General features: G+C 61.2%; 15 protein-coding genes. 6 read left to right on the top strand and 9 right to left on the bottom strand.

Features of this window, described 5'->3' with window-relative positions:
• Positions 1 to 13 precede the first annotated feature (13 nt).
• Both CQ019_RS08215 and speB read left to right on the top strand, forming a co-directional pair.
• Positions 14 to 1,558 (top strand): aldehyde dehydrogenase, encoded by a 1,545-nt coding sequence (locus tag CQ019_RS08215; protein WP_219843905.1) that lies wholly within the window; start codon positions 14 to 16, stop codon positions 1,556 to 1,558.
• A 30-nt stretch (positions 1,559 to 1,588) separates the two neighbouring features.
• Entirely contained in the window at positions 1,589 to 2,539 is a 951-nt protein-coding gene (gene speB / locus CQ019_RS08210; RefSeq protein WP_096254347.1) for an agmatinase, read from the top strand.
• Positions 2,540 to 2,614: 75 nt separating this feature from the next.
• Here speB and CQ019_RS08205 read toward each other — a convergent pair whose 3' ends face one another.
• The 5 genes from CQ019_RS08205 to CQ019_RS08185 all read right to left on the bottom strand — a co-directional run bounded on the left by CQ019_RS08205 (position 2,615) and on the right by CQ019_RS08185 (position 9,504).
• A complete protein-coding gene (locus CQ019_RS08205) occupies positions 2,615 to 4,108 on the bottom strand; it encodes a PLP-dependent aminotransferase family protein (RefSeq protein ID WP_096254346.1) in 1,494 nt (497 codons plus the stop codon).
• A 114-nt stretch (positions 4,109 to 4,222) separates the two neighbouring features.
• The gene (locus CQ019_RS08200; RefSeq protein WP_105552570.1) at positions 4,223 to 5,500 is read right to left on the bottom strand and encodes an MFS transporter; all 1,278 of its coding nucleotides are present in this window, start codon (positions 5,498 to 5,500) and stop codon (positions 4,223 to 4,225) included.
• On the bottom strand, positions 5,500 to 6,567 hold the full coding sequence (locus CQ019_RS08195; RefSeq protein WP_219843904.1) for a sugar phosphate isomerase/epimerase: 1,068 nt from the start codon (positions 6,565 to 6,567) through the stop codon (positions 5,500 to 5,502). Before CQ019_RS08195 ends, CQ019_RS08200 begins: the two co-directional genes overlap by 1 nt.
• 902 nt (positions 6,568 to 7,469) lie before the next feature.
• Positions 7,470 to 7,964: a hypothetical protein gene (locus tag CQ019_RS08190; protein WP_105552568.1), complete on the bottom strand. Its 495-nt coding sequence runs from the start codon at positions 7,962 to 7,964 to the stop codon at positions 7,470 to 7,472.
• Positions 7,957 to 9,504, bottom strand: coding sequence for a sodium/proline symporter (locus CQ019_RS08185; RefSeq protein WP_105552567.1), 1,548 nt, complete (start codon positions 9,502 to 9,504; stop codon positions 7,957 to 7,959). Before CQ019_RS08185 ends, CQ019_RS08190 begins: the two co-directional genes overlap by 8 nt.
• Positions 9,505 to 9,731: 227 nt before the next feature.
• Here CQ019_RS08185 and CQ019_RS08180 point away from each other — a divergent pair, with 227 nt between their 5' ends.
• Positions 9,732 to 11,333, top strand: a complete 1,602-nt coding sequence (locus CQ019_RS08180) for a PucR family transcriptional regulator (RefSeq protein ID WP_146112420.1) — start codon at positions 9,732 to 9,734, stop codon at positions 11,331 to 11,333.
• A 132-nt stretch (positions 11,334 to 11,465) separates the two neighbouring features.
• Here the strand turns inward: CQ019_RS08180 and purU are convergent, their stop codons facing one another.
• Complete coding sequence (purU, locus tag CQ019_RS08175) at positions 11,466 to 12,338, bottom strand: formyltetrahydrofolate deformylase (protein WP_105552565.1); 873 nt, start codon at positions 12,336 to 12,338, stop codon at positions 11,466 to 11,468.
• Between the two features lie 656 nt (positions 12,339 to 12,994).
• Between purU and CQ019_RS08170 the strand changes: the two genes are divergently transcribed.
• Positions 12,995 to 13,657 carry a GntR family transcriptional regulator gene (locus CQ019_RS08170; protein ID WP_105552960.1) on the top strand — a complete coding sequence of 221 codons (663 nt, stop codon included), beginning with the start codon at positions 12,995 to 12,997 and terminating at the stop codon, positions 13,655 to 13,657.
• Positions 13,658 to 13,716: 59 nt separating this feature from the next.
• Here CQ019_RS08170 and CQ019_RS08165 read toward each other — a convergent pair whose 3' ends face one another.
• From CQ019_RS08165 to CQ019_RS08155, 3 genes are all read right to left on the bottom strand, one after another.
• Complete coding sequence (locus CQ019_RS08165) at positions 13,717 to 15,615, bottom strand: BCCT family transporter (protein WP_105569416.1); 1,899 nt, start codon at positions 15,613 to 15,615, stop codon at positions 13,717 to 13,719.
• A gap of 233 nt (positions 15,616 to 15,848) precedes the next feature.
• Positions 15,849 to 17,063 carry a formaldehyde dehydrogenase, glutathione-independent gene (gene fdhA / locus CQ019_RS08160; RefSeq protein ID WP_105552563.1) on the bottom strand — a complete coding sequence of 405 codons (1,215 nt, stop codon included), beginning with the start codon at positions 17,061 to 17,063 and terminating at the stop codon, positions 15,849 to 15,851.
• A 129-nt stretch (positions 17,064 to 17,192) separates the two neighbouring features.
• The gene (locus tag CQ019_RS08155; RefSeq protein ID WP_105552959.1) at positions 17,193 to 18,131 is read right to left on the bottom strand and encodes a LysR family transcriptional regulator; all 939 of its coding nucleotides are present in this window, start codon (positions 18,129 to 18,131) and stop codon (positions 17,193 to 17,195) included.
• 155 nt (positions 18,132 to 18,286) lie between these two features.
• On the opposite strand from CQ019_RS08155, the gene CQ019_RS08150 reads away from it, so the two are divergent.
• Both CQ019_RS08150 and CQ019_RS08145 read left to right on the top strand, forming a co-directional pair.
• Complete coding sequence (locus CQ019_RS08150) at positions 18,287 to 19,591, top strand: SRPBCC family protein (protein WP_105552562.1); 1,305 nt, start codon at positions 18,287 to 18,289, stop codon at positions 19,589 to 19,591.
• Complete coding sequence (locus CQ019_RS08145; protein WP_105569415.1) at positions 19,588 to 20,979, top strand: flavin reductase family protein; 1,392 nt, start codon at positions 19,588 to 19,590, stop codon at positions 20,977 to 20,979. The genes CQ019_RS08150 and CQ019_RS08145 overlap by 4 nt, the downstream gene beginning before the upstream one ends.
• The last annotated feature ends 30 nt before the right edge of the window (positions 20,980 to 21,009 follow it).

Genomic DNA, 21,009 nt, shown 5'->3' with positions numbered 1-21,009 from the left:
TTTGGAGCAGACCATGACTTCGCCAATCAATACCGAGGCAGCAATGAAGACCTTCGAGAACCCGCAGGCCTACCTGGCCGCCTACAACGTACCCGCCGGCGTCCAGGAATTCCTGGGTCGCCAGCACGAGCTGTTCATCAACAACGTCTGGCGGCCGGCCTCCGACGGCGCCACCGTGGCGGTCATCGAGCCCTCCACCGGCCAGCAGGTCTCCACCCTTGCTAGCGCCACCGTCGAGGACCTGGAGGAAGCCGTCGCGGCGGCCCGCTGCGCCTTCGAATCCGGTGGGTGGGCTACGCAGACCCCGTTGGCCCGCGAACGCATGCTGCACCGCTTGGCGGACCTGATCGAAGCGCATTTCCAGGAGCTGGCCATCCTGGAATCCATCGACGTGGGCAAGCCTCTCGCCGAGGCCGAGATGGACATCCAGGGCACCATCGATACCTACCGCTACTTCGCAGGCTGGGCCTCGAAGATCTCCGGCCGCAGCGGCGAGCCAGCAGGACTCGAAGGCAACTACGTTGCCTATACCCGCAAGGAACCGGTCGGCGTCATCGGCGTCATCGTGCCGTGGAATTTCCCGTTGCAGACCTTGGCCTGGAAGCTGGGCGCGGCCCTGGCGGCCGGCTGCACCACAGTCGTCAAGCCGCCCGAGGTCACCTCGCTGACCACCCTGCGCTTCGCCGAATTGGCGCTGGAGGCCGGCATCCCGGCAGGGGTCATCAACATCCTCACCGGTAAGGGCTCCACCGTGGGCGCGGCGCTGGCCGCGCATCGGGGCATCGACAAGATCACCTTCACCGGATCTACCAAAACCGGGATGTCGGTGGGCCATGCGGCCCTGGAGAACATGACCCGTATGACCCTGGAACTGGGCGGCAAGTCCGCGGTCCTGGTCTTCGAGGACTGCGATCTGGACAAGGCCGTGGAAGAAGTCGCCTTTGGCATTTTCTTCAACGCCGGGCAGATCTGCGACGCCGGTTCGCGCTTGTACGTGCAGAGCTCGATCTACGACGAGTTCATGGACAAGCTGGTTGTCAACGCCAAATCATGGAAACTGGGCCCGGGCCTGGATCCGGAAGCCACCATCGGCCCACTGGTCTCCGAGGCCCAGTACCGTTCGGTGACCGACCTGATCAGAGCCGGTGTGGAGGAAGGCGCCAAGCTATTGTGCGGCGGCCCAATCGACGACGGCGCCACCAACTACGTGGCGCCGGTGATCTTCGGAGACTGCACCAACCAAATGGTCGTGGTGCGCGAGGAGATCTTCGGCCCGGTTCTGGTGGCCCAGCGATTCTCCACCGAACAGGAGGCGCTGGCCCTGGCCAACGACAGCGATTACGGCCTGGCCGCCACCATTTACTCACAGTCCCTGAACCGCGTGCACCAGTTATCCAAGGATCTGAAGGCCGGTTCCGTCTACGTCAACGCGCAGAGCTCCATCGACGCGGCCATGCCGTTCGGCGGCTACAAGAAATCCGGCTTCGGCCGCGATCTGGGCGCGGAACAGCTGGACTACGTCACCGAAACCAAAACCGTGTGGATCACCCTTCCATAGGCTGCGCAAAGAATTCCAAGGAGAACCATCATGGTTGATTTCGTCCCCGTCGGCCCCGTGCCCGCCACCGAGGTGCCACGCTACGCAGGCCTGGGCACCTTCGCCCGCCTGCCACAGCTTGGATCAGTGCCGGACTACGACGTCGCAATCGTCGGCGTACCCTTCGACGGCGGAACCTCGTTCCGCCCGGGAGCCCGCTTCGGCCCCTCCAACGTCCGCGAGGCCTCGCGCCTGCTGCGCCCGGGATTCCACCCCGAACTGCAGACCACCGCGGTCCAGTCCGCGCAGTTCGTGGATGCCGGGGATTTGTCCTGCACCCCCTATGACAACGCGCTGGCCGTGCAGCAGATCCAGGAGCAGGCCACCCGCCTGGTTGCCAAGGACAAGACCGTGATCGCCATCGGCGGCGACCACACCATTGCCCTGCCGATGATCCGCGCGACCGCGGCGGTGCACGGGCCGGTGGCCCTGCTGCACTTCGATGCACATCTGGACACCTGGGACACGTACTTCGGCGAGGAGATCACCCACGGCACAATGTTCCGGAGGGCCTTCGAAGAGGGGCTGCTGGTCGAGGAGCGCTCCATGCATGTGGGCATCCGCGGTCCGGTGTACGACAAGGACGACTTCATCCGCGACCACGAGTTCGGGTTCCAGATCATCCGTTGCTCGGACATCGACACGATGGGCATCCCCGCGGTCGTGCAGCGCATCAAGGACCGCATTGGCAACACCCCGGTGTACCTGTCAATCGACATCGATGTGCTCGATCCCGCCTATGCGCCGGGCACCGGCACCCCCGAGATGGGAGGCATGCACTCACGCGAGATCCTGCAGACCCTGCGCGGATTGGGAACCCTGAACATCGTCGGCGCCGATGTGGTGGAGGTCGCTCCGGCCTATGACCACGCGGACATCACCTCGCTGGCCGCGGCCACGCTGGTCTTCGAAATGATGTCGCTGCTGACCGCGAACAAGTAACGGGCAGTAATATGCTGGCAGCCGCCTGCTCACCGGATAATCCGGTGAGCAGGCGGCTGCCTCTGCGAGGCAGCACTACCAGCGATGGCCAATATGATGCAGTGCGCGGACCATGTAGCCCACGGCGTCGGGCATATGCCGCGCCTCGGTAGCCGCGAAGCCGATGAGCAGGGCCGGCGGAGCCGGCTGCTGCAGCACGTAGTCCCCCAGTGCATAGGTGTAGACCCCGCGGTCGGCCAGCTGCGCTGCCAAAAGCTGATCGTCGATTCCCGGCGGCAGTTTGGCGATCAAATGCATCCCCGCGTCCACCGGGCTGGCATGGATGAACGGATCCACCTGCCGGTGCAGTTCTTCCAACAACGCCGCCTGCCGGGTTTCGTAGATTTTCCGGGTGCGTCGGATATGCGAGTTCAGGTGCCCCTCGCGCAGGAAGTCGGCCGCGGCCGCCTGGATCAGTGTGGATGGACTCCGACCGGTCACGGAGATCGCGGCGCCGAAGGGCTGGACCAGGTCCTCTGGCAGCACCGCGTAGCCGACCCTGATAGAAGGGAACATGACTTTGCTGAACGATCCCACATGCACCACGTGCGCACCGCGATCCAGACCGAACAGCGGCGGCAAGTGCGCCCCGCGATAGCGCAGTTCGCTATCACTGTCATCCTCAATGATCCAACTGTTGCGCTCATTGGCCCAGGAGATCCACTCCATGCGACGGGCCAGGGACATGCGCACACCTAAGGGGTGCTGTCGGGCGGGAGTCAGGAACATGAGACGACCGGCCGGAAAGTCTTCCGTTGCGGCCAGGTTCGCACCCTGCTCATCAATAGGGACGCCGTGCACGGTGCAGCCGTTTGCCAGCATCGCCTTGGCCGCGGCGATGTGTCCCGGGTCCTCCATCCAGACGTGGTCCCCTGGATCGGTCATCAGCAGCATGAGCGCATTGAACGCCTGCTGCGCGCCGGTGGTGATGACGATCTGTTCGGCCGCCGGTGTGATGCCCCGAGAATCGCGCAGGTATTCGGCCACCGCTTCGCGCAGGGGCAGGTAACCCAGCGGCTCGCCGTAACCGAGCATGTCGATGGAGCGGCGTTCGCTGTGGCGAGCCACCAGGGTTTTCCAGGTGCGGGCGGGGAACAGGTCGGTCCCGACTTGGCTGGCCACGAAAGTTTCGGAGTCTTCCGGGTTCCAGGAGGTCAGCGCCTGCTTGTGCAGCTCGCTGCCGCGGGTTGAGGTGCTCAGCCCTGCGCGCACCGATAGTTCGGGGCGTCGAGACACCGGTGAGAAGCTGAAGTCGTTGTGCCATTCGTCGCCCACGTAGGTGCCATCGCCAGCTCTGGAACGCAGGAATCCTTCGCTGGCCAGAGCCTGGAACGCGTTAACCAAGGTAATCCGGGAAACATTGAGCTCGGTGCACAGGGTTCGGGTAGAGGGGAGCCTCGTGCCGCCGGGAAGCTGTCCGCTGAGGATCATGGTGCGGATCTGCGTGTAGATCTGTCGATGCAACGGGCTGTCTCCAGCTCGGTCCAGCCGCAGGTCGCCCAGCAACTTTCCTCCGCTTCCCTTCACCATGGATCCTTCTCCCCCCAGCAGCTTCGGACCGCAGGACACGGCCGACGACGGGCCAGCCCAGTATACCTTCGTATTCTATGGGCCGACCCGCCGTGAAATGCGCTGCCGAGGTCGCTAGGCGCCAGTGGTGACCTTTTTCGCCTTCTTAGCGGTCTTGGCCACCAGCATGGCGATCACGCTGCCGATTACTGCCAGCCCGCACATGATCGCGAAGACCAGATGGAATCCGGTGGCTCCCGGGTATGCGTCAAGGATCGCTCCGTAGATCAGGAATCCGAACATGCCCGGCGCATATCCGATGAGACAGGCAACGCCAAAGGCGGTGCCGCTGATCTGATCAGGGATGCCGACCTCATCCATCGGCGCCCAGAAAACACCGCGCATCGAGAACACGATCAATGAGAAGACCAGACAGGCAACCATGACCGGTACGGTGAATTTCTCGTCCTGTGGCAGGAAGACAATAAGCGCCATTACGGGAAGCAGGGCCAGAAAAGAATAGCTCAGGTACTTGCTGGAGCTCTTGACTTTCTTGTCGGCCAGGTAGCCGCCCAGCGGACCGCCGATGATCTTCAGTCCGTACTGGTTGATGATGCCGAAGATGCCTACCAGAGCCACCGGCAGTCCGTACACGGTGGACAGGTACGGAATGAAGTAGGTCAGCCCCACATAGACGATGTAAACCATGAACACGGTGAAGCTGACCAACCACAGCTGCGGCATGCGCGCAATCAGCTTCAAGGAATCCCCTACGGTCGGCTTGTGCGCCTTAGTCTCAGTTGCCGCGGCATCCTGGATGTCCGGCGCAGAATTGCCGCGCAACAGGAAGAAAAGCAGGATGCCGATCACGATATTGATCGAAGAGTAGGCGATGATCGCGGCACGGAATCCAGCGAGGCCCGAGCCCATGGCGATGAAGATTCCGAGGGCCGAGAACGCCACGATGGTATCGATGACACCGCGGCCACCCTCGAGGAAACCGAACATGCGTCCCTGCTCGTCGCCGTCGCCCAACTGTCTGACGCTCTTAAGCAGCGCTGGCCAGAACAGACAGTCCGAGCACACCGCGAGCAGCGCGAACACAACCATCATCATGTTGAAGTCCGGGAACGAGGCCATGTAGAAGCCGATGGCACCGGCGCCGATCAGGCCTGCACTGATTACGGTGCGGGTCTGGAAGCGGTCAGCCAGGTATCCGCCGACGACAAACAGGGCGGTGGCCACGATCGAGTTGATGCTTAACAGCAGTCCGATTTCGGTGTTGCTCAGCCCGAGGTGCTCCTGCATGGGGACATAGAAAACGTCCTTGAGATTGGCCAACTTGTAAATGGTGCCGCCGCCCATGATCAGCAGGACGAATTTGCCCCACTTGGCCTTGTTGATCGTTTTCATTAGCAGGTCTCCTGAAGAGTTTCGTTGCGGGCCGTGTCCTCGGACGCCGATTCCAGTCGGCACATGGCAAGTTCACGCAGTTGGGCAAGGACTGTTCGAACATAGGTCAGCTGGTTGACCGCCCACTGCGGCTCTTCAACCAGCATTTCGTCCAAGGTCAGTGAGGCCGGAAGGTCGGTAGTGCTCAGATCGCGGTAGGCGATGAACGGATCTTCCGGGTCATCTGCGCGGCGGAAAGCCGGAGCACGGTAATGGTTTTCCTGCTCTAGGGCGAAGGCGACCAACTGCGGTTCGTCCTCTCCCAAGAGCAAGAGGTCCATCAGCATGCGCGGGCTTGGCATGTCGTCGTCATCGCTGCCTTGCAATACCCCACGGTGGCCGAAGCCTCCATCTTCCGGCATGATCTTGATGCCCTTGAGATGAACTTGGCCGATGTGCGGAGCCAGGTGATTCAGCGCGTCCAAGGGGCGCTCGTAGGCGTTGATCATGTTCCCGAAGTCGAACAGTGCATGCAGCCGGGGATGGTTTGCACGTTCCAGGATTGCTGCGATTTCGAAGCTCTTGAATTCCTCGTGCTGTTCGAAGTAGAATTGAAGGTCGTATTTCTCGGCCAGCACGATCAGGTATTGCAAGTCGCTGTCGACCATGGTGAGAACCTCGGACAGCAGGCCTTCGTAGCGTGAATACACTCGGATGTGCTCGACGTTCAGGATCCGCGCAATGCGCACCACGTCGTCGAGGTCCGTCTTGTGGGTGCTGCTGATTTCCAGATGTACTTTGAGCCCCAGCTGGTGCGCGGTGGCTCCGAACTCCCGAAGCTCCGCGTCGCTGGCCTGCCCCAGGCTGCGCTCTTCGCCATCAAGCAGGTGGATGCAGACACCGTCCAGTTCATGCTCAAAAGCGTAGGTCAGCAGGTCGCTGGGGCGGTAGGTGCCATAAGTGAAATTTCCCAGTAGCGAGTAGGCATGCGCGAACAGAGGAATCGTGTCGATTCGATCGATTAGCTTCTGTGCCAATTGCGGCGTTAGCTCTGGAATCTGCTTCTGTTCGGCGGCATCTAGATTCATTGACAGAATCTTTGCGAATCGAGACTGTACGTTCAAGATTTCCTCCTCGGCTTCGGCGTGCTGCGCATCACCCGGTGTGCTGACTCTCATTTTTAGCAAGATATTAGTCATCGAGGTATGTCCATTATCGAGGCCAGGGTTAATACCAATGGCCTAGTCCAGGAGGCGCAACGCACGGTGCCTTGTGGGCATGGGAGCCATATTGCATCTCTTCCGATGATCTTGGCAGCCAAACGGGCAGAGGGTTAGGCCAACGTGACGTGGGACCATGAGCCGGAATCATGTGATTCAAAGACGAATCCATGTCCTTACCAAAGCACGAGCCTCCAAGAGCAAGACTTCCAAGCTTCCAATTACCCTCTGAAAAGCGAAGGATGCCGGTCGGCCAGCAACACCGCGGGCTACCGCATCGCGTCAGCTGACCGTTTCCTGCCCCGGGCATGTCGACGGGATCCGTGCGCTTACCCGCGGCCTGATCATGAACAGCTCGCAGCGCAATTGCAACCCACCTTCAAGAACTCGAACCTTAGCTGGTATGCCTGCACCGGCTTGGTCCGAGAACTCCAACGCACCAGCACCGACGAGCTTGGAACTGTAGCGGGCCGCCTGCCCGAGCGACTCCATATCGATCGGCAACAGGAGCCAGCTTGTAGCAGCCGACCGTTTTGATTCGCCTTTTCCCTTGGGCCGGCGCAACGTGTGAATTGCCCACAGATGTTGGTTCCTGCATTCCCAGTCCGACTTCTGGCGAGCAGTTCACTGCATTCGCGACCCTTCACGAACTTGGCAAGTGCGTATTGCGTCCCAGTTTTCCATAGGCTTGCGCTCTGCTTGTTCCCGACTGGATTCCCGCGGAGAGACGTCGCCCAGGCGCACTGCCAGTTACATCGCGGTGCCCGACTTCAGCAGTCGATGAAGAAATAGCCTCCATTCAGCCCATCCACCATGATGCGGTAGGACTTTCCGTCGAGTTTCGCGTCGAGCACCCAGTTCGGCTTCCACACCTTGTTGACGCTGCGGTGTTCCCGCACTCCGCCTTTCCACGCCAATCGGGCGCGGCGCAGCGCGGCGGTTGCCAGCAGCGACTTGGCTTTCTGCCGTGCGGTGTCGAAATCAATGGTGTTCCATTGCGGGTCTTGCACCGGGCTGAGCTGCGTGGCCCGGTCCGGATCGGCCGCCTGCCACGGGCCGCTGATAAAAGCCTTGCCGGTGTAGTAGTCCACCAGCGCGTGGGTCCTTCCGACGCGACCGGCCAGGTGCGAGACGTCGAAGATGAAACCGGCAAACGGGTGGTGCCGCAGTCGAGCGGAGGTCACCTCCAGGCCCGGAGCTTTCGCTTGCAATATCGACTGGGCATAGTCCTCATCGACCAAGGTGCGCAGCACCAGCTCACTCATTGCGGCCGGCCATTTCGGCTTGCCCCGCCAGCAACGCGTCCTGGCCGATGAGCATCTTCGTCGGGATCGGCCCGATCTTCGCCGTCTCGTCCAAGGCCCGGACGATGCGCTCTGGAACGGGGTGGTTCGCCTGGGAAGCCAAGCTGCCGATGATCATGGCCGCGGTGGAGGCCAAGATTCCGGTGACCATCGGATCGATGCCGGTGGCCTCCGGGGCACCCGATACCTGCCAGAGGACGGAAACTGCCGTGCCGGCGATCATCGAGGAGATAGCCCCGACGGTATTGGCCTTCTTCCACCAAACCGCGCAGACATACGCCGGGACAAAGGCGCTGCCAAGTACCGTGGTGGAGAAGATCACGATGGCCGCCACCGCAGGCGGTTCAAAGGCCGCAATGGCGAAACCAATGAGCGCCAGAGCCAGCACGGTGATGCGCGAGACCCACACCATCTGCCCGTCGCTCATTTTCTTGTTGATGAAGCGCGCGTAGATATCCTGGCTGGCAATGGTTCCGGCCTGCAGCAGCAACGCGTCGGCGGTAGACATGATGGCCGCCATGATCGCAGCCATCACGATGCCCACGGCAAAGGTCGGCAAGACCGCGTCGGCGACCTCGAAGATCGCGGTTTCCGGATTGGCCAGGTTAGGCAGCAGAATCAACGCGAACATGCCGACAAGGTACGGGCCGGGAATGAATAGCAGGTTGAAGATCAGCGAGTAGGCACCGGCGGTGCGGGCTACCGACGGCTTCTTCATGGCCATGTGGCTGACCACCACATGCGGCCACCCCATATAGCCAATCGAGAAGACCAGCAGCGCACCGATGATGACGCCCCACTGTCCTTGGAACCCGAGGTCGGCGCCCCACATGGTCAGCATATTCGGGTTGATGGCGCCAATGGCTTCGTTGCCCTTGGTGAAGCCGCCAATGGCGATCAGGGTGGCAATGAGGATCCAGACCATGCCCACCACCATGATGATGGCCTGGACGAAGTCGGTGTAGGCCACCGCGAGGTAGCCGCCGAGGAAGGTGTACAGCACGATCACCCCGATGGCGATAGCCAGCGCCACGGGGAAGGACACCCCGGTGACCATCTCCAGCCCGCGTCCCCCGGCAATGAACTGCGCCAGGACATAGAAGAACATGCAGAACAGCGCCACCGGGGCGGCGATCAGCCGGATCCATTTCGACGGGTAGCGGTGTTCCAGATATTCAATGGAGGTAATGGAACCCAGAATTTGGGACAGCTTGCGCATGCGACGGCCCAGGACCGAAAGGTTCAGGATGCCGCCGCCGAGATCGCCCAATGCGTACCACATGCCAAAGTAGCCCTGTGTGTAGCCCAGGGATCCGGCGCCCATGAACATGTAGCCGGACATCGAGGAACTTTGCAGCCGCAGGGCCGTCACGCCCGGGCCGATGCTGCGCCCTCCGAGCAGGAATCCCTCGGAGTCCTGCTGGCCCTTTTTCATCGCCCAGAAGCCAATACCTGCCATGGCAATGAAGTAGATGATGAGAAAGATGATTTCGAGGCTCACCGGTTGTCCTCCACGTCTTCACGCTTCCATCCGCGGCTGAGCCACATAAATACCGCCGTATAGATTACCCAGAGGGCCGGGACCCCAAGGATGACAACGGTCGTGAACGTTGGTAGACCAAACATCGACGCATTCCCCTTCCAAAGCCAAACATTCTGTATCGTGTGAACTGAATCACCAAAGATCCATGTCGTTGACAGTTTTACACAGCGAGAGGCTTACCAACAGTGACACTTGTCGGAAAAATGCCGGCCAATCGGACAGACTGTCCGGGCAATGCGATTCTCACCGTCGAACAGCTGCTGCAACTGCCCTGCATGCTGATCGGCAGTCCGCAGGTAATCGCCGATGCCCCGTCATTGAAGCGTCACATTGGCTGGGCGCATGTCTTGGAGAACCTCAACCCCGCCGCCTACCTGCGCGGCCAGGAGCTGGTCTTGACCACCGGCATCGGTTGGAGTGCACAGGCGGAGTTTGAACCGTTTGTTGCCGAATTAGTTGAGCTTCGAGCAGCGGCCTTGGTAGTGGAGCTCGGGGCCCATTGCCCCGAAGCCCCCGCGGGTCTTGTCCGCGCCTGCAAAGAGCAGCGCCTGCCATTGATTCTGCTGCACGAGCCGGTGGCATTCGTCGAGATCACCGAGACCTTGCATCAGCTGCTGTTCTCCGCGCAAACGCGGAGAATCGAAGCAGGCGGTGAAGTGACCGAGCATTTCACCGGCCTGATGCAATTAGGCGCCCCGGCCGCAACGGTCTTGAACGACTGCGCCAGGCTTCTTGGCTGTCCGGTGGTCTTCGAAGATTCCGGATACAACCTGCGGCGCTACGCCAGCACGGTGGAACTGCCAACGGATTTCTTTGACCACTGGCAGGATCGATCACGAGCCTTGCACCTCATGGGAAATACCGAGCGCCAGGTGATTCCGGTGCAAATCCATGGCAAGAATTTTGGCTCCTTGATCGCACCGGGCTCCGCCGCCCACCCGGCCGGCTCGCTGCATGTGCTGACCATGGCTGCCATCGCCTTGGGTACCGAGCTATTGCGCACAAGAGGTCCGGCACTGTGGAAGTTCGATACGGCCTGCGAGCTGCTCGACGATCTGCTCAATAGCCGGGAAACCAGTTTGAAGCTGCTGACCGGAAAATTTGAGGCTGCCGGATTCCCGGTCAGGCAACGGGCCCTGCGTGGCTTCGCTGTGCGGCTTGCTTCGGGGCAAGACCCGAAAGCCGCAGTGAAAGAATTTGAGCAGCATGCCGGAAATGGGATGAATCTAGTTATTGGTGCACTTCATTCACCAACGCCCAAACTCTTTGGCATCGTTTCGACCGCGAGCATCCAGCTGCAAGACGCCTTCCAGCAAGCGATGCGTCTAGCAGTGGAATCCCATGCCCTCGAAGGACCCCTCTATCTGGGCGAAATAGTTGCGGGGCTCGGGCAGATCCGGACCTCGATCGAGCAGGCTACCGAGGGCTGTGAACTGCGCTTGGAACCAAGCACTTCGGTAGTCTTGGCCGCCGACTACCCGCTGGCTCTACTCACCCATGAATTGCGCCACGAACCAGCCGTGCAACGCCTGCCACAGCAAGTGCTGGCGCCGATTTTGGCCTTGGAAGCCAACCGGCGCGATGAGTGCCTTCGCGTGCTCGAAGCCTATCTGGCCTCGCCAACCAACCGCTCCCAGGCAGCAACCCGCTGCCGGCTGTCGCGTTCGGTGTTCTACCAGCGCCTCGCGCTGCTGGAATCACTGCTTGAAGCGGATCTGAATGATGCGCGCACGCTGACGGTTCTGACGCTGAGCCTGAGCGTTTACCGGCAGAGCCAACGCCACTGACGGGACCCGATAGACAGCAGAATGCTCGTGGACCAATTACCACTAACGGTCCACGAGCATTCTTCAATGCCTTACAGTGCACGGTCCTTCACGCGGAGCTCTCGGCATCGAGAGGCTAGCGTACGGGAAAACCTAGCGCAGCACCACGGTCCGTGAACCGTTGAGGAAAATCCGGTCTTCACAGTGCCATCGCACCGCGTCCGATAGCGCCTTGCATTCGGTATCCCGACCTGCAGCAACAAGATCCTCGGGCCCGTAGCTGTGATCAACGTTTTGGACCTGCTGGGCAATGATCGGCCCCTCATCCAATTCGCTGTTCACGTAGTGCGCCGTCGCGCCCACGGTCTTTACGCCACGCTCAAAGGCCTGGTGATACGGCTTGGCCCCCTTGAAGGACGGGAGGAATGAATGGTGGATGTTGATCGCGCGCCCGGTGAGCTGCCGGGTGAGATCATCGGAGAGGACCTGCATGTACCTGGCGAGCACCACCAAATCCACGTCGAAACGGTCAACGAGCTCCATGAGCCGGGCCTCTGCCTCCGGCTTGGTCTCGGCGGTGACCGGTACGTGGAAGAACGGTATTCCGTTCCATTCCACCTGCTGCCGGTGATCCGGGTGGTTGGAGACGACCGCTGCGATCTCGACCGGCAGTTCCCCCATGCGTGCGCGGAACAACAGGTCATGCAGGCAGTGACCGAACTTTGACACCATGATCACCACGCGCTTCTTCTTGCCCGAGGCCCGCAGGCCCCAAGTAGCGTCGTGCTCTGTCGCCAGATCGGTCAGACTTGACTCCAATTCGGCAATTTCGGCAGAAACGTTGGAAGTTTGGGACACTTCGAACTCAATGCGCATGAACAACGTTCCAGAACGCTGGTCATCATGCTGCTTCAGTTCCCGGATGTCCCCGTGGTGCTTCAACAGCAGACCGGTCACGGCATGGACAATCCCCGGGCGCTCTGCGCAGGTGAGGGTCAAGACATATTTATTGTTCAGTTCGGTCATTTTGCCGCTCCTTTGGTTCACCGAGATGACAGTGTCCCGTCATGCCTCGTACATTTCGTGGGGAATCGATGTGGTCTACGCCTGCGCTGTGTTGATCAACCACGCCCCTCTTCTAGCATTAGCTCACCAATGCCAGAAGTTCCGCACCCCTCCCAAACAGGGTATCGCTGCTGTGGGCAAAGATTTAGATTAGGGGTTTAGCCAATGCCTGCATCCCGCACGGGCCCAAGACCCGTTCCGAATGCGGAGGTTGTATTCTGCGTTTCAACTTCGGCAATCGACAGCTCAATCCCGGACCCCCATCCCTGATATATCAATAGCTGATCACAAGTCTATGTTCGCTGCATCACAGCGTCAATAAGAATCTAAGGGGATTTTTTATTGTCCCGAAAACCGCTGAATCAACCGATTCTGAAACCCCGAGAATCCTAGAACCCCTAGGCAAACGAGCGTATCTGCTTGGCTTGCAGGGCCGCCTGTGGCGGAAGCGCGGATCGGCCTCACCTTCCAACTGGCGCCGCTTCGGTGAGCGAGCTGCTCGCACCTAGCCCACAACGACTCTTCCGCAGCTCTGAGGAAGTGACCGATTGGCACTCGAGCGATACCCTTTGATTATTGGCAACTGATATATGACCAGTGAAGAGAGCGAAAACTTGATGCCCCCTAAGACCGCAGGCACCGATATGGGTACCCAATCGATGGCCGATCATGCCTACGGCGTACTTCGCGATCGTCTGGTGTTGCTCGAAATTGCTCCCACCCACCCAATTCATGAGCCGCAGCTAGCCGAAGAACTCGGCGTGGGACGCACTCCGATTCGGGAAGCGTTGAAACGGCTGGAAACGGATCACTTGGTGGTCTCCTACCCGCGCCGCGGCACCTTTGCCACGGCCGTTGACTTCCACGAGCTGAACCATATTTCCGAAATTCGCCAGACCCTCGAACCCCTGGCTGCCCGAAATGCGGCGGCTAACAAAGATGCCGGAATCAGAGCCGAGATCACCAACTACCTGGACACGATCGATGCCCTGGATGGGAGCGTCGATCAGCGTTCGCTGCTGCTGCTAGACGTGCAAATCCACCGGCTCATCTACAAAGCCAGCGCCAATAAGCACCTTGAGGAAACCCTCGTCCGCTTGGATAATCTGGTGACGCGGATCTGGTGCCTGGTGATTGACCAAATGCCACCGATCGCCGAGCACATCACCGAACATACGGCTTTGCTCCGCGCAATCCTCGAAGGCGAAGATGAGCTGGCGGCGCAGTTGGTGTCGGCACACGTCACGCACTTTGAACAGGCCTTGCGCCGCGCACCCTGACAGACCGAGCTACCAGATGGGTCGCTCGGCCCGTCAGGCCTAGTGCGGAGGCACTTGGCTTATTTGGTTGCCTTTTCGGTTTCCAGATCCCCGTCGGAGCCAAGGGAATCGGGCATGCCATTCGGGGAGCCCAACTCCGCAACGTACTCCTCGTCCAAATCTACAAAAGCGTCCTTCGCTTCACCGTTCAAGGGCGCATTCTGCACCGTCACGATTGCCTGCTCGGTGGTCATCAGGCAGAACTGCTCTCCATCGTGCCGATCAATCCCATCGTCTACGGCCTGTTCGAGGACTTCGAGCGCAACCCTGCCCCGCAGCACCAGGGGATCCTTGCTCAGATCCTTCCAAATCGCCACGCAGAGTAGCAGCATCACCAGCACGAACGGCAGCGCCGAGACGATGGTGATGTTCTTCAACCCGTTCAAGGCCGCAGCCGGGTGGTCCCCGCCGGCAAGCAGCATGACCGCGGCCACCGCACCAACCGAAACACCCCAGAAAATCACCGACTTCTTGGACGGCTCCTCGGCACCGCGTTCGCTCAGCGCACCCATGACGATGGAGGCCGAGTCGGCTCCGGTGACGAAGAAGATCGCGATCAGCACCACGGTCAACGCTATGAGCGCCGTGCCAAACCATGCGGGGAAGGGCAAGCTTCCAAGCAGATCGAAAAGTACCGAATTGAAGTTGATATTCGGCACCCCATCCACCATCTGCGCCATGGCTTGGCCCATGTCTCCGGAACGTTCCGCCCGCTCCTGCAGGCCGATCGCTCCGCCGCCGAAGATGGCGAACCAGATCAACGTCACCGTGGACGGCACCAGCAGCACGCCGGTGACAAATTGCCGGATGCTGCGGCCGCGCGAGATGCGGGCAATGAAGAGACCGACGAACGGGGTCCATGAAACCCACCAGGCCCAGTAGAAGATGGTCCAGGACGACAGCCAGGTGGCCATGGTTCCGTCGCCGGAAGAGGCCGTGCGCGAAGCCATTTCAGGCAGATCGCTGATAAAGGATCCCACCGCGTTTGGAATCACGTTCAAGATGAACAACGTTGGCCCACCGATGAATACGATAAGCGCGAGGATGACCGCAAGAATCATGTTGATATTCGAAAGCCATTGAATTCCGCGCTCAATGCCGGAAACCGCCGAACCGACGAACAAGGCGGTGAGAACCGCGATGATCAGAACCAGAACTCCGGAGCCCACGGTCGGCAGGAGTCCGGCCGACTGTATTCCGCCGCCGATTTGCAGCGCACCGAGTCCCAACGAGCAAGCCGACCCGAAAAGCGTCGCCAGGATGGCCAAGATGTTAATCGTCTTGCCACCCCAGCCGTTGACCACCCGCTCGCCAAAGATTGAGCTGAACATCGCAGAGAACAGCTGCGGCCGCCCCAAGCGGAAGCTTCCATAGGCCATGCCCAAGCCGACAATCGCATACATGGCCCAGGGGAAGAGCGTCCAGTGGAACAGCGTGGTGCCCATGGCGGTGCCGACGGCCGCGGCGCTTTGGCCCTCCACCGTTCCCGGCGGAGGAGACATGTAGAAGAACAATGGTTCGCCTACACCGTAGAACACCAGGCCGATGCCCATGCCGGTGGCAAACATCATGGAAATCCAGGAAATGGTGCTGAATTGCGGCTTTTCGCCATCTTTGCCCAGCGGGATGCGCCCAAAGTTCTTGGCCGCCACAACCAGCACGAATATGGTGAAGACGGTAGCCGCAATCACGAACATCCATCCGGTATTCGTGATCACCCAGTCCAAGGCCTTACCCGCGGTGTTTCCCAGACCGGTCGGCGAGGAAAATCCCCAAGCGATGAACGCCAGCGCCAGGGCGCCGGCAATTCCAAAAACCCAATAGTCGGTCCCGCCCGACGGATATTTCCGCGGCCTGCGCCGGCGAGCCGAATGCAGCTCGCTGACTAGATCTTGAACTGGTTGATCATTGCGATTCATAGATTTTCCTTTGATGGTGGAACATGACGGCCTACCGCGATGGTTCCTCGGCTTGGCCTGCCCGCAACCGGAAAACGGGCGCAACAAAGTCGTTGCTCGGTTATATTAAAGGCGGCGACCGCCGTGCTCAATGTACTGGCAGGGGCACGGCGGTCGCCGAATGATGCACCGGCTGCGCCGGAAACGCGGGGCCGAAGGCAAAAACCTTGCCTCCCCGCGCTGCGCTCCGCCGGCTAAGCGCCGATCAGGCCGTGCGGGTCGAGCACGAACTTCTGCGCCGCGCCCTCGTCGAAGGCCGCGTATCCCTTGGGCGCGTCGGTCAACGGGATGGCGGTCGCATTGACGTTTTTGGCGATCGAAACCTTGTCCGAGAGAATCGCCTGCATCAACCCTCGGTTGTACTTCATCGCCGGGCACTGGCCGGTGACGAAGGTATGGGACTTGGCAAAACCTAGCCCAAAGCGCATGGAAAGCGAGCCCCGCTTGGCCGCTTCGTCGCTGGCTCCGGGATCTCCCGTGACATACAACCCGGGGATGCCGAGGCTGCCGCCGGCCCGGGTGATCTCCATGAGCGAGTTCAGCACGGTGGCCGGCTGCTCCTTGCCGGCGTCGTGCCCGTGTCCGCGCGCCTCGAAGCCGACGGCGTCGATGCCGCAGTCGACCTCGGGCGTGCCCAGGATCTGTGCGATCTGCTCGCCCGGATCACCGAGCGAGACGTCCACCGTCTCGCATCCGAAGCTGCGCGCTTGCGCTAGCCGGTCTGCGTTGAGATCCGCGACGATGACGGTTGCCGCGCCGAGCAATTGTGCCGAGGTGGCCGCCGCCAGGCCCACGGGACCGGCGCCGGCGACATATACGGTCGATCCGACGGTTACCCCGGCGCCAATGGCTCCGTGGTAGCCGGTGGGGAAGATGTCCGAAAGCATTGTCAGGTCAAGGATCTTCTCCATGGCCTGGTCTCGGTCCGGGAATTTCAGCGCGTTCCAGTCTGCGTATGGAACCAGCACGTATTCGGCTTGCCCGCCGACCCATCCGCCCATGTCCACGTAGCCGTAGGCGGAACCCGGACGGTCCGGGTTGACGTTCAAGCAGATGCCGGTCTGTCCGACCTTGCAGTTGCGGCAGCGGCCGCAGGAGATGTTGAAGGGCACCGAAACGATGTCCCCCACCTTGAGGAATTCCACGTCGCGGCCGACTTCGATCACTTCTCCGGTGATCTCGTGGCCCAGCACAAGGCCCTCCGGGGCAGTGGTGCGGCCACGGACCATATGCTGGTCGGAGCCGCAGATGTTGGTGGCGATGGTGCGCAGGATGACGCCGTGGTGGACCTGGCGGCCAATGTTTGCCGGGTGGACTCCCGGGCCGTCCTTCAATTCGAATTCCGGATACGGCGAATCGATGAGTTCGACCTTGCCTGCGCCGGCGTAGCTTACTGCCAAGTTGCCCATGGTGGACCTTTCCCTTGAAATATCAGTTGGATACTAATTGGAATTAGGCCAAGTCTCCTCATGAGTGTGATCTATGTCAATAGGAAACCGAAACTTGACTCGCGCTCCCGCCGATGCCAGAGGGAGGGGCTACCCGTCCAATTCCTCGGTCAATCGCTGGGAAATAATGCTCTTTGCGGTGCTCTGCAGAACCGTCAAAGATTCCTCGATGAGCGGCGCCCCCTTGCTGCCCTTGCGCGTCACCGCGACGATTCGCCGCGATGGCTTGATTGCTCCGGAGATTCGGCGGCGCACCACATTCTCCGCACTGCCCAAGGTCGCCAAGCGCGGCATCAACCCCACTCCCAGTCCCGCCCCGATGAAGGCGATCATCGTTTCCCACTCGACCGCCTCGTGGGCAATATGCGGGGTGACCCCCAGCGAGGTGAAGGCGGCAACGAACAGGGCTCGATAGACCGATTGCTCCGAGTCCGAGATCCACGGATCCTCGGCGAGCTCTGAGAGCGACACCGATTTATTCATCGCCAGCCGATGCTCCGCGGGCAGCACCACATCGAGCGGGTCATCGAGCAACACGGTCTGCTCAAACTTTGTGCTGCCGCCACTTGACCCAGGCGTTTGCGACGCCACAATGACGGCGAGGTCGATCCGCTCGGCGAGCAATAGATCCAGGCAGCGCTGCGGCTGGGCCTCCATGAGCCGCACCTCGACATGCGGCCGCGTTCTGCGCAGGGTCGAAGCCAGCGGAGCCAGCAGCTGCGCGGCCGCCGTCGAAAAACCGCCCAACCCGAAATCGCCCTGAACCTGCCCTTCAGTCGACAGCGCCGAGGACCTGAGCAGCTCCCATTGCGTCACAATGTCGTCGAGTCCCGCCACAAAGTGCCGGCCGGCGACGGTCAACCGCACCCCGCGCCCGTCCTTGATCATCAGCTTGATTCCCAGGGAACGCTGCAGCTCACGAAGCTGCGCGGAGACCGCCGAAGGCGAGTATCCGGTGAGTTCGGCGGTGCGTGCAATGGTGCCCGCCGAGGAGAAGACTCGAAGGGTGATGAGGCGAGGATCGATCATGCACCCATTCTGCACGATTTCGTTCACTTTCTTGCGCTTTTCTTGTTGGCAAATTGTTTCTAGTCTCGACTCATATGGTGATTCGACTCACAAGGATCTTCCCCAATTTCCCCCTTCGTGGACGCCCGCTGGCGTCCGGCTTCTAGGAGTAAAACATGACCGCTTCGGTAAGCACTCCGCACTCGACGCGTGGCAAGCTCGCCTCAACGGTGAGCGATGAACAACTCGCCGAGATTACCGAACTCTTTCAGAATCGGCGCAAGGGCTACTCGCTTGAGGCTCCGTTGTACACGGATCCTGCGGTATTCAAGGTCGAAATGCAGGCAATCTTCGGAACCCACTGGCTCTTTGCCGCCAGCGTTGCCGAAATCCCGGAGGGCGGAGACTACGTCACCCTCGACTACGGTCCGCATTCGCTGATCGTTTTGCGCACCGATGACGGTGGCGTCAATGTGCTGCACAACGTGTGCCGGCACCGCGGAGCCCGCGTGCTGACCGAAGCTTCGGGCAGCACCGGCAACCTGGTGTGCGGCTATCACTCGTGGACCTATTCCCCGGAGGGCAACTTGATCCACGCCTCGGCTCCGGGCGAGGGAACCTTTGACAAGAATTGCTTTGCGCTCAAACGCGCCCACGGCCGGATCCACGCCGGGCTGATCTTCGTGTCCCTGGCCAAGGAACCACCTGCCGATTTTGACCAGGTCGCCGAAATTTTCGAACCCTACCTGGCGCCGCATGATATTTCCCGCGCCAAGGTCGCCTACCAGCAGAACATCATCGAAGAGGGCAACTGGAAGCTGGTGATGGAGAACAACCGCGAGTGCTACCACTGCGATGGCCACCCGGAACTAGCCTGTTCGCTGTTCCCCACCTGGGGCCTGACCGACGAGACCGTGCCCACGCATCTCGAAGAAGTCTGGGAACGCAATCAGAAAGCCCAAGCCGGGCTGGAAGAGCGCTGCCGCCGCTACGGGATCCCCTACGAAGTCGTCGAGGAGCTGGACACCCGCGTCGCGGGGATCCGCATTTCCCGCGAATCCCTGGATGGCGACGGAGAGTCCTTCTCCGCCGACGGGCACCGGCTCTCGAAGAAGCTGCTGGGTGAGCTGCGCGACTTCCGCTTGGGCCGCTGCTCCATGCACCTGCAGCCCAATAGCTGGTTCCATTTCCAGTCCGACCACGTGATCACCTTCGCGGCCTTCCCTATTAACGAGCACCAGACCCTGGTCCGCACCACCTGGCTCGTGGCCGACGACGCCGTGGAGGGCGACGACTACGATCTGGAGACGCTCACCCACACCTGGAAGCAGACGAATCTGCAGGACAAGGCCTTTGTCGAGCTCTGCCAGTCCGGAGCCAACAGCCCCGCCTACGAACCCGGCCCGTACATGAAGAGCGAATACCAGGTCGAAGCATTCATCAACTGGTACACGCAGCGCGTTTTGGAGCACCTGGCATGACCGGTACCGCCAAGCTCCTGAGCACCGCCAGCGCCCAGCGCCTGCGCGGGCTGGAAATGCCCTGGAACCGCGTACTCAGCAGCCAAGAAGGCCCGGCGAGCGCAGCCCGCGCACTGGGCCCCTGGCACCCCCAGGAATTCCTGGCCGAATGCGTGCAGACCATCGAGGAAGCCGGCGGGCTGATGACTTTCGTCTTCCGCCGCCTCGATGGCGCCCCGCTGGCATTCCGCGCAGGCCAGTACCTGAACATCGCCTTTCCCGTACATGGCGAAGACCAGGAGACGGTGGATCGCAGCTATTCGATTTCCAGCGCGCCCACCGTGCCCTGGACCTTCAATGTCAGCATCAAGCGCGACCCCAAGGGACTGGTCTCCACCTGGGCGCACGAGAACCTGCGTCCGGGCATGGTGCTGGACATGCTCGGCCCGGTCGGGGCCTTCCACCTAGGCGATTCCGACCGCCGCGCCCGCTTCCTGTTCCTGGGGGCCGGGGCCGGGGTCACCCCGATCATGTCGATGGTGCGCACCATCCACTCACTGCCCGGCCAGGCCGATGTGGTGGTGCTCTGCCATGGCACCGTGCCCGGAGACTTCCCGTTCTGGCGCGAGCTGGAATACATCAAGCAGGTCGATCCGCGCATCAGGGTCTCCTACTCGCTGGGCAACCGCGAAAAACCCGCAGACTGGGACGGATACTCCGGACGGCTCACCGCTGAAATGATCGAGGCGGTAGCCCCGGATGCCAACGGCCGCAAGGTGTTCGCCTGCGGTCCGGAAGGATATCTGAACTCGGCCACCAAGCTGCTACGCGAAGTCGGCGTGGATGACACCTCGGTGTTCATGGAATTCTTCTCCGGCGACCGCAAGACGCTGCTCGAATACCAGGCAGAAATCGCACTGGCAGAGGGCATCGCGGAAGAAGTCGCCGAATCGGTGGAGGAGTTCTACGAGAGCCAGCCCCCGGAACTGAGCATGTACGAGCCGGACTATGACGAGACGGGCACCCTGGAGGCCGTCGGCCAAAAGCTGGTCGTGGTCGACTCCGATGCTCCGTTGCCGCCGGCCGAGCCGCTGGTCAGCGAAGAAGAGCCACCTGCCGCCTCCTCCTTCCCCACGGTGGGCGAAGGCGAGCTGACCATGACCTTCCTGCGGACCGCGATCAACGTCAAGATCAATTCGGATGAGCGCATCCTCGGGGTAGCCCAACGCGCAGGAGTGCGCATCGGGGCCAACTGCCAGGAAGGCATGTGCGGCTCCTGCAAGGTCGTCAAGCTCGAAGGGGACGTGGAGATGAACCACCAGGGCGGCATTCGCGCCCGGGAGATCACCGCCGGCAAGTTCTTGCCCTGCTGCTCCACCGCACAAACCGATCTGGTCATCGATGCCTAGGCATCGCGGCCGCATCCTCCCGTACCGCCA

This window comes from Arthrobacter sp. MYb229, from assembly GCF_002975405.1.
Taxonomy (GTDB): domain Bacteria; phylum Actinomycetota; class Actinomycetes; order Actinomycetales; family Micrococcaceae; genus Glutamicibacter.
Note: the sequence above shows the minus strand (reverse complement) of the source record. Positions and strands in the feature narration are given on the sequence as shown.